General features: G+C 72.5%; 9 protein-coding genes and 1 pseudogene. 7 read left to right on the top strand and 3 right to left on the bottom strand.

The genetic code is table 11. From position 1 onward, the window contains the following. The 4 genes and pseudogenes from J0P97_RS15325 to J0P97_RS15340 form a co-directional block, all read left to right on the top strand. Positions 1-594: pseudogene (locus tag J0P97_RS15325) on the top strand (hypothetical protein); the annotation flags it as partial. Continuing rightward, positions 591-1,370 (top strand): FHA domain-containing protein, encoded by a 780-nt coding sequence (locus J0P97_RS15330; RefSeq protein ID WP_215488663.1) that lies wholly within the window; start codon positions 591-593, stop codon positions 1,368-1,370. The pseudogene J0P97_RS15325 and the gene J0P97_RS15330, both read left to right, overlap by 4 nt. Further along, on the top strand, positions 1,367-5,875 hold the full coding sequence (locus J0P97_RS15335; RefSeq protein WP_215488664.1) for a type VII secretion EssC family protein: 4,509 nt from the start codon (positions 1,367-1,369) through the stop codon (positions 5,873-5,875). Before J0P97_RS15330 ends, J0P97_RS15335 begins: the two co-directional genes overlap by 4 nt. Before the next feature lie 93 nt (positions 5,876-5,968). Next, positions 5,969-6,265 (top strand): WXG100 family type VII secretion target, encoded by a 297-nt coding sequence (locus J0P97_RS15340; RefSeq protein WP_215488665.1) that lies wholly within the window; start codon positions 5,969-5,971, stop codon positions 6,263-6,265. Between the two features lie 119 nt (positions 6,266-6,384). On the opposite strand, the gene J0P97_RS15345 is transcribed toward J0P97_RS15340, so the two are convergent. Genes J0P97_RS15345 through J0P97_RS15355 form a run of 3 tightly spaced genes read right to left on the bottom strand, consistent with a single transcriptional unit; the run spans position 6,385 to position 9,622 of the window. Beyond that, positions 6,385-6,825 (bottom strand): recombinase family protein, encoded by a 441-nt coding sequence (locus J0P97_RS15345; protein ID WP_372449727.1) that lies wholly within the window; start codon positions 6,823-6,825, stop codon positions 6,385-6,387. Between the two features lie 42 nt (positions 6,826-6,867). Next, a complete protein-coding gene (locus J0P97_RS15350) occupies positions 6,868-8,610 on the bottom strand; it encodes a cation:proton antiporter (protein WP_215488667.1) in 1,743 nt (580 codons plus the stop codon). Between the two features lie 7 nt (positions 8,611-8,617). Next, positions 8,618-9,622 carry a malate dehydrogenase gene (locus J0P97_RS15355; protein WP_215488668.1) on the bottom strand — a complete coding sequence of 335 codons (1,005 nt, stop codon included), beginning with the start codon at positions 9,620-9,622 and terminating at the stop codon, positions 8,618-8,620. Positions 9,623-9,668: 46 nt separating this feature from the next. Here J0P97_RS15355 and ypfJ point away from each other — a divergent pair, with 46 nt between their 5' ends. The 3 genes from ypfJ to J0P97_RS15370 all read left to right on the top strand — a co-directional run. Beyond that, complete coding sequence (ypfJ, locus tag J0P97_RS15360) at positions 9,669-10,535, top strand: KPN_02809 family neutral zinc metallopeptidase (RefSeq protein WP_215488669.1); 867 nt, start codon at positions 9,669-9,671, stop codon at positions 10,533-10,535. Further along, positions 10,532-11,524: a prolyl aminopeptidase gene (pip, locus tag J0P97_RS15365; protein ID WP_215488670.1), complete on the top strand. Its 993-nt coding sequence runs from the start codon at positions 10,532-10,534 to the stop codon at positions 11,522-11,524. Before ypfJ ends, pip begins: the two co-directional genes overlap by 4 nt. Positions 11,525-11,816: 292 nt before the next feature. Next, a partial coding sequence (locus J0P97_RS15370) for a DEAD/DEAH box helicase (protein ID WP_215488671.1) occupies positions 11,817-13,182 on the top strand: 1,366 nt, incomplete at its 3' end.

Consider the following 13,182-nt stretch of genomic DNA (forward strand, 5'->3'; position numbering starts at 1 on the left):
CCCGAGGCCACCGACACGCACTCGACCGTGCGCCGCCGCGGCCGCGGCGGTGCGACGGAGGACCCCGCGGATGCGCCCCCGGGGACCCGGCCACCCGTCGGGGCGGCGGACGGCGCCGTCGACCCCGCCACTGCCGACCCCGCGGCCGCGCCCCCGCCGCACTCGCGTCGGGGGTTGTGGATCGGCCTCGGTGCGGCCGCGGCGGTGATCGTCGCGATCGGTGCGGTCGCGATGATCGGCACGGCGCTGGCGGGCGGCGAGACGGACGGCGGCACGGGCTCCGACACCGGGTCGGATGCCTCGGCATCCCCCCTGCCGCAGGACCCCGTCGGCGATGTCGTGCCCGAAGTGGGCGGCCTGTCGGGCACCGTGCAGAGCGGTGAGGCGGTCTTCACCTGGACGAACCCCGATCCGCAGCCCGGGGATGCCTACCTCTGGTACCCGTACACGCTCTCCGGTTCCGGCGACACGAGCCGGGTGACGGACCCCACGGCGTCGCTGCCCGTGGATGCCGGCGGCACGACCTGCATCGCGGTCACGCTCGTCCGCGCGAGCGGTGCGGCGGGCGACGAAGTGAGGACGTGCACGCCATGACCGATGTCGACGACACCTTCCCGCCGGGCGAGGGCCCGGGCGGGGCAGCCCCCGGGTCGGACCTGACCGTCGAGTTCGCGGGCGAGTACCTGAGCATCGCGCCGGGGTCGACCTTCACGATCGGCCGTGAGGGTGACCTCGCGATCGATGACAACCTGTTCCTGCACCGCCACTTCCTGCGCATCGAGCAGGTCGGCGAACTGTGGTGGCTCGTCAACATCGGGTCGCGCCTGTCGGCGACCGTCACCGACAGCGAGGGGCGGGTGCAGGCCCAGCTCGCTCCGGGCGCGCGCCTGCCGATCGTCTTCGCCCTCACCACCGTCGTCTTCAGCGCCGGCCCGACCACCTATGAGCTCACGGTGCACACGCGCCAACCCGCCTTCCGGATGACCCCGCACGAGAGTCCCGACGGGCAGTCCACGATCGGAGCGGTGCCGCTCACCCTCAGCCAGCGACTGCTCATCATCGCGCTCGCCGAACCCGTGCTGCGCCGCGAGGGCACCGGGATGAGCGAGCTCCCGACCTCCGCGGCGGCCGCCGCGCGGCTCGGCTGGAGCATCACGCGCTTCAACCGGAAGCTCGACAACGTCTGCGACAAGCTCGACCGCCAGGGCGTGCCGGGGCTCCGCGGCGGGGTCGCGGCATCCGCCACCAACCGGCGGGTGCGACTCGTCGAGCACGCGATCGCCTCGCGCCTGGTCACGCGGGAGGACCTCCCGCTCCTCGACGAGGCGGACGAGGTTCTCGCACAGGACGACGGAAAGGACGAGGCATGAAGCTGCGCACGACATACGTCCGGCCCGGGGGAGACGCGGAGGACGTCGTCATCTCCGCCGATGCGGACGCGACCGTCGGGGACGTCGCGCGGACGATCGCCGAGCTCGACCCGCAGAGCCGCGGCGCCGCCGTTCAGGAGATCACCCTCGAGGCGTTCGGAACGATCGCGCAGGGACCGGGCGAGGTGCTGGATGCCGAGGCGAGCGTGGCGCATGTGCAGCTCGCCGCCGGCTCCGCCGTGCGGGTCGTCCCCGCCGACTACCAGCCGCGCGCCTCGGTGGGGGAGGTCGAGATCGTCTCCGGGCCCGGCGCGGGAACGGTCGTCCCGCTCAGCCGGGCCGTCGTCGTGATCGGGCGCGACGCCTCGTGCGACATCGTGCTCGATGATCCGCTGGTCTCCAAGCGCCACGCGCGCCTGGAGATCGGGCAGGGGCGGGCCGAGCTCGTCGACCTGAACTCCGCCAACGGCATCCTCGTCGACGGGGCCCCGGTCACCTACCTCACCGCCGCGGACGGCGAGATCGACGCCGTTCTCGGCGACACCCGCATCCGGATCAGCGCGCGCGACGACGCCGCCACCGCCGTCCGGCGGGCGTGGCGTCAGGTGCCCTTCGTTCGTTCACCGCGCGTCGAGACCCGCTACCTGGGCGAGGAGCTCCCCGGTACCGACCTGCCCGCCCCGCCCGCCCCGCAGGTCTTCCCCTGGCTCGCGATGATCGCCCCTGTGATCATGGGCGCGGTGCTGTACTTCGTGATGCGCAACCCGATGGCCCTCGTCTTCGTCGCGGCGTCGCCGCTGCTGATGCTCGGCACCTGGCTGACGACGCGGCTGCAGTCGAAAGCGCAGCTTCAGCGCGACAAGGACCGCTTCGAGCAGCAGCTCGACCGACTGGCCACCCGCCTGCAGACCGAGCGGGTGCGCGAGCGCACCGTGCGTCGTGGCGAGGTGCCCGAGCTCGACCCGATCTGCGCCGATGCGCTCGCCGCGGGTCCGCTCGTGTGGACGCGCCGCCCCGAGCACTGGTCGTTCCTCCATGTGCGTCTGGGTGACGGCTCCGCCCCCAGTCGCAACACGGTGGCCGAGTCGAGCAAGCGCGACGCGGCGATCCCCTCGTACGTCGATCGCCTCGACGAGACGGTCGCGCCCTTCGCCGAGGTCGATGACGTGCCGATCCTCGAGTCTCTCGTCGAAGCCGGCGCGCTCGGGCTCGCGGGCGACGCGGGACGGGTCGCGGACACCGGCCGCGCCCTCCTCGCGCAGATCGCCGGCCTGCATGCGCCCTCGGATGTGCACGTGGTCGGGTTCGCCGGCCCCGCGACGCGCGCGGCCTTCGGCGACCTCAAGTGGCTGCCGCACACGTGGGCGGCGGAGGACATGCTCGTAACCCCGCCGATCGCGGACAACGCCGTCACCGGCTCACGCCTGCTCGCCGCGCTCGAGGAGCTCGTCGAGACGCGCACCTCGCGCCTGCGGCGTCTGCGGGCGCTGAAGGAGTCGGATGCCGCGACCGCCGCCGGAGCGGACGTCGGAGAGGGCCGCGGGCGCGACGACGAGGTTCCCCTCCCCGCGGTCGTCGTCGTGATCGCCCCCGACGCGCCCGTCGACCGCGGGCGCCTGATCCAGCTCAGCGAGCGGGCCGCGGGCAGCGGCATCCTGCCGCTCTGGCTCGCCGGACGTGCCGCCGACCTCCCCGCCTCCTGCCGCACCTGGATCGAGCTGCCGGGCGGCGACGAGGGTGGCGAGGGCAGCGCGGGCGGCGCGGCCAGCGCGCACTTCGTGCGTCTGGGCACCGTGACCTCGCCGCTCCGGGTCGAGGCGCTCGACGGCGCCCGCTTCGGCGTCGTGACCCGGGCGCTCGCCCGCATCACCGACGTGGGCGACGTCGCCGAGGATGCCGGGGACGTGCCGCGCACGATCCCGCTCGTCCAGCTGCTCGGCACCGAGATGGCGACCTCGGCCGACGCGGTGATCGACCGCTGGACGCAGAACGCCTCGATCCGCGCGACGCGTTCGGGCGCGGGATACCAGCCCAAGCTGCGTGCGCTCGTCGGCCAGGGCGCGCAGGGGGCCTTGCATCTGGACCTCCGCCAGCAGGGTCCGCACGCCCTCGTCGGCGGCACGACGGGCTCGGGCAAGAGCGAGTTCCTGCAGGCGTGGGTGCTCGGCATGGCCGCGGAGTACAGCCCCGAGCGCGTGACGTTCCTCTTCGTCGACTACAAGGGCGGGTCGGCGTTCGCCGACTGCGTGAACCTGCCGCACTGCGTCGGACTCGTCACCGATCTGAGCCCGCACCTGGTCCGTCGGGCGCTGACGAGCCTGCGCGCCGAGCTGCATCACCGGGAGCACCTGTTCAACCGCAAGAAGGCGAAGGATCTCCTCGAGCTCGAGAAGGCCGGCGACCCGGACGCGCCGCCGGCACTCGTCCTCGTCATCGATGAGTTCGCGGCTCTCGCGAAGGAGGTGCCGGAGTTCGTGGACGGCGTCGTCGACATCGCCCAGCGGGGCCGGTCCCTCGGCATCCACCTCATCATGGCGACGCAGCGCCCGGCGGGCGTCATCAAGGACAACCTGCGCGCCAACACGAACCTGCGCGTCGCGCTGCGGATGGCGGACGAGACCGACTCCGACGATGTGATCGGCTCGAAGGAGGCGGCCCTGTTCGACCCGGGCATCCCCGGTCGTGGCATCGCGAAGACCGGCCCCGGCCGCATGAGCCTCTTCCAGTCGGCGTACTCGGGCGGGTGGAGCCTGCGCGCCGCCCCCGAGGCGGCGGTCGAGATCCGGCCGTTCCGCCTCGGCGACGCGCCGGTGTGGGAGAAGCCGCAGGCCTCCGACGCCCCCACCGAGACCGAGGATCTCGGCCCGAACGATCAGCAGCTGCTCGTCGCCCGCTTCGGTGACGCGGCCCAGCTCGCGCGCATCGATCCGCCGCGGCGTCCGTGGCTCGATGAGCTCGCCGCCACGTTCGATCAGACGAAGCTGCCGCAGCGCACCGACGCGCGCCTCGTCCTCGGCGTCATCGACGTTCCCGAACGCCAGGACCAGGTGCCCTTCTTCTTCGAGCCCGACACCGAGGGGCACCTCGCGATCTTCGGCACCGGCGGATCGGGCAAGTCGGTAGCCCTGCGCACTCTCGCCGTCTCGGCGGGGATCACCCCGCGCGGCGGCCCCGTGCACGTCTACGGACTGGATGCCGCGACGGGCGGCCTCCGGATGCTCGAGACGCTGCCGCACGTGGGCGCGGTCATCTCGGGGGATGACAGCGAGCGCATCGAGCGACTCTTCGCCACCCTCCGCGCCGAGCTCGATCGCCGCGGTGACGCGTATGCCGCGTCCGGCGCATCGACCCTCACGGAGTACCGGATGCTGGCGGGTCGCCCCGACGAGCCGCGCATCCTGCTCCTGGTCGACGGATTCCCCGCCTTCCGGACCGCCTTCGAGGGCGTGCCGGGGCGTGCGGACACCTATCGCGCGCTGCAGCAGATCCTCACCGACGGCCGCGGCCTCGGCATCCACGTCGCCCTCACGGCCGACCGCGGACAGAGCGTTCCGACCTCGCTCCAGGCGATGATCCAGCGCCGTATCGTTCTGCGCATGGCCGACGAGGACGGATATGCCCTGCTCGGCATGCCTCGCGACATCCTGACGTCGACGTCCCCTCCGGGGCGCGCGATCGTCGACGACCACGAGGCGCAGATCGCCGTCATCGGCGGGACGCCGTCGACCAAGGAGCAGTCGCTCGCGATGGAGCGGATGGCGGAGGCCATGCTGCGCCGCGGCACGGTGCCGGCGCCGGGCATCCGCGCGCTGCCGGTCGAGTACCCGCTGACGGAGCTGCCCGCCGCCGCGCCGAACGGGGTCGTGGTGGGCCTGTCCGACCTCGACCTCGGCCCGTTCGCGGTCGAGCCGACGGGAACGTTCATCGTCGCGGGCACGCCCGGTGCCGGGCGCTCGAACGCGGCCGCGGCGATCGCGGTGCAGACCGTTCGGGCCCGCCCCGGAACCCCCGCCTTCTACCTCGGCGACCGGCGCTCTCCCGTGCAGGATGCCGTGGCCTGGGAGCGCACGGCCGACGGCGGGTCGGCGGCGGTGGCCGTGCTCTCGGACGTGGACGAGGCGGCCGACCGGGTCGCGGACGGCGGGCCGGTGCCCCTCGTGGTGCTGGAGGGCATCGGCGAGTTCGCGACATCCATCGCGGAGATGGGCCTCTCGGCGCTCGTCAAGCGCGCCGGCCGCGGCGAGGTGTTCTTCGTCGTCGTGGGCGAGGTCAGCGAGTGGTCGTCGAACTTCGGCCTGCTGGGCGAGGTCAAGGCCGCGCGCCGCGGCGTCGTCCTGCAGCCCGAGACGCTCGACGGCGAGGTCGTCCTGAAGACCCCGTTCCCGCGGATCGTCCGTGGGGAGCTGCCGGTCGGCCGCGGCATCCTCGCCCACCGCGGCAAGACGGTGCGGATCCAGTTCCCGCTCGTCAGCGCGCTCGTTCCGGCGGGGGATGCGCATGGGTAGTTCTCCCCATGGCGGCCCTCGGGCGGCTCACTTAGATTCGTATCACCACAGACCTCCCGGCTCTTCCGCCGGGCCGAATGAAGGGGGCCCCTCATGGCCAATCTGAATGTCACCTACGACCAGATGAACAGCGCCGCGGGGCGTCTGCGCGACGGTCAGTCCGAGCTCGAGGCGAACCTGCAGCGTCTGCGCCAGCTGGTCGCGCAGCTCGTTCAGGACGGGTTCACCACGACGCGGGCGTCGGGTGCGTTCGACGCGTCGTACACCGAGTTCACCACCGGTGCGACCAAGACGGTCCAGGGTATCGAGGGCATGGCCTCGTTCCTCGAGAAGGCCGCTCAGGCTCTGCAGTCCACCGACGAGCAGCTCGCCAGCCAGCTCGGCCAGTGATTCCCTGCGAAGGCCGGGCGCGACGATCGCGCCCGGCGTTCGCCGTCGCCGTCTCGTACCCGCGCGCGGATGACAGCCCCGGCAGCTCGCCCGACTCGTCGCGGGGATCGATGCGGGCATCAGCCCCGGGAGTGGCCGAGCACCTTCACGATGATGCCGCGACGGCGCAGCTCCGCGATCGCGTGCGTCTCCTCGTCGATCGTGCGCCCCAGGGCGTGCTTGTCGGCGACGACCACGACGTCACCGCCGGTGAGCCGGCCGAACAGACGGGTGAGCCGCTCCGACCAGCTCTCACCGGTCTCCGGTGCGGGATGACGGAACCCCTCGATCGGGACGCCGAACTCCGCCAGCGCGTCGCGCTGTGCGATCACGGACGGCAGGTCGTCGCGTGCGACGACGAGCCCGACCAGGCGCGATCCCGCGGGGCGGGCCGCCCACCAGTCCGTCCCCGACACGATCACGGGCACGGCCTCGGTGACCGCGGGCAGGGCGATCGATTCGGCGTAGTCGGCGGGGGCGCGATCGCCGGCGGCGCTCGGATCTGAGGTCATGGCATCCATTGTGTCTCAGCGATGCGACCACCGGGGGCGGGGCGGGGCGCCTCAGTCCGCGTCGCGCAGGCGCAGTTCGAGGCTCAGCTGGTCGGCGTCCAGCTGCGACATCGTGTGGCGCAGGGTGGAAGTGGCGTAACGCCCGCCGGACGAGACGGACGTCAGGCGGGCGCGCATCGCGTCGATGAGAGCGAGGCGGAGCTCCAGCACCTCGCGGGCGGACGTCGCCCACCTCTCGTCGGGCGGCATCGTGTACAGGGCGCCGGCGCGCTCGGTGATCGCAGCGTCGAACGCGGAGCCGTCGGGGCGGCGGAGGTCCCCCGAGGCGAGGGCGTCGGATGCGGCGGCGCGGAGCTCGGCGTCGAGGGTCTCCCGGTCCTCGACATCCGGACCGTCGCCGGTGTCCGTGAGGCCGAGTCGGCGCACGAGCCAGGGGAGCGAGAAGCCCTGCAGCATGAGACTCACGAGCGCGACGACGAAGGCGATGTAGACCAGCTCGGGTCGCGTCTCGACGGTGCGGGGGATCGTCTGCGCAGCGGCGAGGGTCACGACGCCGCGCATGCCGGCCCAGACGATGACGGTCCCGTGGCGCCAGCCCAGGGGAGTGGCCTGGTAGTAGTCGAAATCGGCGAGCGCACGCGAGACGCGCTCGCGCATCGAGGCGACTCGCCGTTCGGTCCGCTCGGGGGAGGAGGCGCGGCGCACGAGACCCCGCGTTCCCGGGCGATCCGGCCAGCCGTTCTCCTCGATCTCGTCGATGCGCGCGTCGAACTCCTCGAGGCGGGAGCGGTCGGCCCTGCCGGCGCGCCGACGCCCGCCGGAGAGCAGCGCGGCGACGTATCCCGCCCGCACGAGCAGCGCGATGAGGAGTGCGGCGAGCGCGACGACCGTCGGCAGTCCGATCCCCTCGTGCCGGGCGATGACCGCCGAGACGATCTGGTCGAGCTCGAGCCCCATGATGAGGAAGATGGCCCCCTCGAGGACGAGCTCGACGGTGCGCCAGTTGACCTCGTCCGAGAGGCGCTGCTCCGGGGTGAACCACCGCTGCCCGCCCTGGCCGGCGACGATGCCGGCGACGACCGCCGCGACGAGCCCCGACCCGCCGAGGTGCTCCGTGGGCAGGTAGGCGAGGAACGGCACCGTGAATCCGATGGCCGTGGATGCCGCGGAGTTGCCGACCCAGGAGCGCAGCCGCACCGCGATGACGCCGACCAGGCCGCCGAACACGAGGGCCAGCACCACTCCCCACGCGAAGCTGCCGACCGCCGCTCCGAACGAGAACGAGCCCGCCGCGACGGCGAGGAGCGCCGTCCGCAGGAGGACCAGCGCGGTCGCGTCGTTGAGCAGGCTCTCGCCCTCGAGCATCGTGGTCACGCGCGGCGAGATGCCGAGCCGCTTCGCGATGCCGGTGGCCACGGCATCCGTCGGACTCAGGATCGCGCCGAGCGCGACGCCGAGCGCGAAGCCCACGCCGGGGAGGACGAGCGAGAAGAACCAGCCGAGGAGGAGCGCGGTGATGACGACGAGGACGACGGCGAGGCCCGCGATCGGGGTGAAGTCGCGGCGGAACTCGATCGCCGGCAGCCGCACTGCGGCGGCGTAGAGGAGAGGCGGCAGCACTCCGACGAGGATCAGCGCGGGGTCGATCTCCGGGACGTCCACGAAGGGCAGCAGCCCCACGACGAGCCCGAGCCCGACGAGCAGCAGGGGCCCCGCGACGCCGAGTCGCTGGCCGAGGGCGGTGACGACCGCGACCGCGACGACCGCGATCAGCACGACGAGCAGAAGATCCATCGCGGCCTCAGATGAGTCCCAGCGCCCGCACGGCGTCGCGCTCGGCGGTGAGCTCGGCGACCGACGCGTCGAGGCGGGCGCGCGCACGATCGTCGAGGGAGAGGCCCTCGACGATCCGGTAGCCGGATCCATCGCTTGTCACGGGGAACGACGAGTACAGCCCCTCGGCGACGCCGTACTCGCCGCGGGAGAGCACGGCCGCCGACGTCCAGCCGTCGCCCGTGCCGAGCAGGCTGTCGCGGATGTGGGACAGAGCGGCGTTCGCTGCGGACGCCGCCGACGACGACCCGCGGACGGCGATGATCTCGGCCCCGCGCTTCGCAACGCGCGGCACGAACTCATCGTCGAGCCACCTCGTGACCGCGTCCGCGCCGCCGAGCGCGTCGGCGAGGACCTCGCGCGCCGGGCGGCCCGCGACGGTCGCGTGGTCGAGGTCGGGGAACTGCGTCGCGGAGTGGTTGCCCCAGATCGTGACCCCGGCGACATCGGTGACGGAGCGGCGCGTGGCATCCGCGAGCTGCGCCACCGCGCGGTCGTGGTCGAGGCGGGTGAGCGCGGCGAAGCGATCGCCCGGGATGTCGGGGGCGGATGCCGCGGCGATGAGCGCGTTCGTGTTGGCGGGGTTGCCCACCACGACGACGCGGATGTCGGCGGCGGCCACCTCGTTCAGGGCCGCCCCCTGCGGACCGAAGATGCCGGCGTTCGCCGCGAGGAGGTCGCCCCGCTCCATCCCCGCCGCGCGCGGCCGGGCGCCGACCAGCATTGCGATGTTCGCGCCGTCGAAGCCGGTGCGGGCGTCGTCGGTGATCTCGACGCTGCGCAGCAGCGGGAACGCGCAGTCCTGCAGCTCGAGGGCCGCGCCCTCCGCGGCCTTCAGGCCCTGCGGGATCTCCAGCAGTCGCAGGCGCACCGGCCGGTCCGGCCCCAGCATGGCTCCCGAGGCGATGCGGAACAGGAGCGCGTAGCCGATCTGGCCCCCCGCCCCGGTGACGGTGACTGTCGTGGCATCCATGCCCCGAGCCTACGGGTGCGCGGGAGAGGGCGGTACGGTGAGGTCTATGACGTTCAACAGCAACGCCGATGTGAGCGGAAGCGGCGCGAAGAGGCGCGGCCCGGGCGGCGGGGCGATCGCCGGCGGCATCGGCGGACTCGGCGCGATCGCGGTGATCCTGCTCAACATCTTCACGGGCGGCGACTTCTCGAGCCTCCTCGGCGGTGGGGGCGGCATGCAGGCCGGGCCCGGCACGGAGTCCGAGGTCGAGAACTGTCTCACCGGTGCGGATGCCAACGCGAGCATCGACTGCCGCCTTGCCGCCGGGTCGAAGGTGATCAACGCCTACTGGGGCACACAGGTGCAGGGGTATCGCCCGCCGCAGCTGATCATCGTGGACGGCTCGACCTCCACCGCCTGCGGCACGGCATCCAACCAGACCGGACCGTTCTACTGCCCGCCCGAGGAGACGGTCTACATCGACCCGACCTTCTTCGACATCCTCGAGCAGCAGTTCGGCGACAAGGCCGGCGACTTCGCGCAGCTCTACGTGCTCGCGCATGAGTACGGCCACCACATCCAGCAGATCACCGGGATCTTCGACCAGTACCCGAACAACGGCACGGGTCCCGACAGCAACGGCGTGCGGACGGAGCTGCAGGCCGACTGCTTCGCCGGCGCCTGGTCGGCGGATGCCTCGCGCCAGACCGACGCGCACGGCGTCGCCTACATCCAGCCGCCCACCGAGGCGCAGATCCGCGACGCGCTCGACGCCGCCGCCGCTGTCGGCGACGACCACATCCAGGCGCAGTCGGGGCGCGTCAACCCGGAGAGCTGGACCCACGGGTCGAGCGAGCAGCGCCAGCGCTGGTTCGCGACGGGCTACCAGAGCGGCCCCGGTGCGTGCGACACATTCGGGGCGGGGACGCCGTGAGCGCCGCCTCGGCGGGACCGGCCCACCTCGACGACATCCTCTATCCGCCGATCGAACCGTACGAGAGCGGGTTCCTGCTCGTGGGTGACGGCCAGCGCATGTACTGGGAGCAGTCCGGCAACCCGGACGGAAAGCCGGTGGTCTTCCTGCACGGGGGTCCGGGCGCCGGCACCTCGCCGTGGCAGCGTCGCTTCTTCGATCCCGCCGTCTATCGGATCGTGCTGTTCGACCAGCGCGGCTGCGGGCGCTCGACCCCGCATCTGAGCGACCCCGCGGCCGATCTGCGCTTCAACACCACGTGGCATCTCGTCGCCGACATCGAACTGCTGCGCAAGAACCTCGGCATCGACCGGTGGCAGGTCTTCGGTGGCTCGTGGGGATCGGCCCTCGCCCTCGCCTACGCCGAGTCCCACCCTGCAGCGGTCACCGAGATCGTGCTGCGGGGCATCTTCACCCTCCGTCGACACGAGCTCGAGTGGTTCTACGAGGGGGGTGCGGCAGCGATATTCCCCGACCTGTGGGAGGACTACCTGGCGCCGATCCCCGTGCTCGAGCGGTCCCGTCTGATCGAGGCCTACCACCGGCGCCTGACCGATCCGGACCCGGACGTCCACCGCCCGGCCGCCCTCGCATGGACCACGTGGGAAGCCTCCACCCTCACGCTCCTGCCGGATCCGGACCTCGTCGCCACGATGGCCGAGCCCGATGCGGCGGTCGCCTTCGCGCGCATCGAGAACCACTACTTCATGCACGGCGGGTGGTTCCGCGACGGGCAGCTCATCGAGGACGTCGCGGCGATCCGGGGCATCCCCGCGGTCATCGTGCAGGGCCGCTACGACGTCTGCACCCCGATCATGACGGCGTGGGATCTGCACCGGGCCTGGCCCGAGGCGGAGTACGTCGTGGTTCCGGATGCCTCGCACTCGGCCACCGAGCCCGGCATCGCCCGCGCGCTCCGCGCGGCGGCCGACCGCTTCGCGGCATCCTGACCTCGTCCCACTCCGCGCAGCGCATGTCCCACAAATGGCAGGTTTGACCGCGCCAAAACAGCCATTTGTGGGACATGCGCGCGGGAGGCGAGCGGGTCGGCGTCCGCTCGCTGACCGTCGACTGCTAGACTGGGGTCACTTGCCGCGCCGATTCTGGCGCGCTCGCGTCGTAGAACGCTTCCCTCGCCGCCCGGCCCCGACCGGATGATCGGCTGACATTCTTCGTACGGCGACCCTGTGCGCATCCGCGCAGAGGCCACCGATCCGGGCATCCCTGCCCAGAAACGCTCCCATGTCTGACATCACTTTCCGCACGCTCGGCGTGCCCGCCCCGCTCCTGGACGTCCTCGCGAAGGACGGCAAGACCGAGGCCTTCCCCATTCAGGTCGACACCCTGCCCGACACCCTCGGCGGTCGCGATGTGCTCGGCCGCGGCAAGACGGGCTCCGGCAAGACGCTCGCCTTCTCGATCCCCATGGTCGCGCGCCTCGGCGGCGCGCTCGCCGGCGGCCACCGCCGCGCGGGCCGCATCCTCGGTCTCGTGCTCGCGCCGACCCGCGAGCTCGCGACGCAGATCAACGCGACGCTCGAGCCCCTCGCCGCCGCCTACGGCCTCAAGACCACGACGATCTTCGGCGGGGTCAACCAGAGCCGCCAGGTCGCCGCGCTCCGTGACGGCGTCGACATCGTCGTCGCCTGCCCGGGCCGCCTCGAGGACCTCATGAAGCAGGGCTTCGTGAAGCTGGATGCCGTGGAGATCACGGTCATCGACGAGGCCGATCACATGGCCGACCTCGGCTTCCTGCCCTCGGTCACCCGCATTCTCGACAAGACGCCGCAGGGCGGTCAGCGACTGCTCTTCAGCGCCACGCTGGACAACGGCGTGGACAAGCTCGTGAAGCGCTTCCTCCAGAACGAGGTCCTGCATTCGGTCGACGAGGCGAACTCGCCCGTCGCGGCGATGACGCACCACGTCTTCCACGTCGCGGGAGCCGACGAGAAGAAGGAGCTCGTCCGCACCCTCGCGTCGGGCACCGGCCGCCGCATCCTCTTCATGCGCACCAAGCACCACGCCAAGAAGCTCGCCCAGCAGCTGACGGCGCAGGGCATCCCCTCGGTCGACCTCCACGGCAACCTGTCGCAGCCGGCCCGTGACCGCAACCTGGCGGCGTTCTCGTCGGGCGCCGCGAAGGTGCTCGTCGCGACCGACGTCGCCGCGCGCGGCGTGCACGTGGACGACGTCGAACTCGTCATCCACGTCGACCCGCCCATGGAGCACAAGGCGTACCTGCACCGTTCGGGGCGCACGGCGCGCGCCGGCGCCGAGGGCACCGTCGTGACCCTCGTGACGCCCGGTCAGGAGCGGGATGTCAAGGACCTCCTGCGCAAGGCGGCCATCGCGGTGACCCCGATCCGCGTGAGCGCGACTTCGCCCGAGGTCACCGAGCTCGTCGGCACGGTCGCGGCGTACGTCAAGCCGGAGCCCAAGGTCGAGCAGCCGCGCGGCGGTGGCGGCGGTGGCCGCAGCCAGGGTGCCAATGCGCAGCGCAAGCGCGCCGCGCGCGAGGGCCAGGGCGCCGCAGGCGGAGGCCAGGGCGGTCGCGGTCGCGGCGGTCAGGGTGGTCAGCCCCGCGCCGACCGTTCGGGTCGTCCCGCGG

Origin of the sequence: Microbacterium flavum (genome assembly GCF_018717645.1) — a bacterium.
GTDB classification, from domain to species: domain Bacteria; phylum Actinomycetota; class Actinomycetes; order Actinomycetales; family Microbacteriaceae; genus Microbacterium; species Microbacterium flavum.

Bases quoted from the DNA above. Each gene is read 5' to 3' on its own strand.
- J0P97_RS15330 (WP_215488663.1), top strand. From the start codon at position 591: ATGACCGATGTCGACGACACCTTCCCGCCGGGCGAGGGCCCGGGCGGG.
- J0P97_RS15335 (WP_215488664.1), top strand. From the start codon at position 1,367: ATGAAGCTGCGCACGACATACGTCCGGCCCGGGGGAGACGCGGAGGAC.
- J0P97_RS15340 (WP_215488665.1), top strand. From the start codon at position 5,969: ATGGCCAATCTGAATGTCACCTACGACCAGATGAACAGCGCCGCGGGG.
- J0P97_RS15345 (WP_372449727.1), bottom strand. From the start codon at position 6,825: ATGGATGCCATGACCTCAGATCCGAGCGCCGCCGGCGATCGCGCCCCC.
- J0P97_RS15350 (WP_215488667.1), bottom strand. From the start codon at position 8,610: ATGGATCTTCTGCTCGTCGTGCTGATCGCGGTCGTCGCGGTCGCGGTC.
- J0P97_RS15355 (WP_215488668.1), bottom strand. From the start codon at position 9,622: ATGGATGCCACGACAGTCACCGTCACCGGGGCGGGGGGCCAGATCGGC.
- ypfJ (WP_215488669.1), top strand. From the start codon at position 9,669: ATGACGTTCAACAGCAACGCCGATGTGAGCGGAAGCGGCGCGAAGAGG.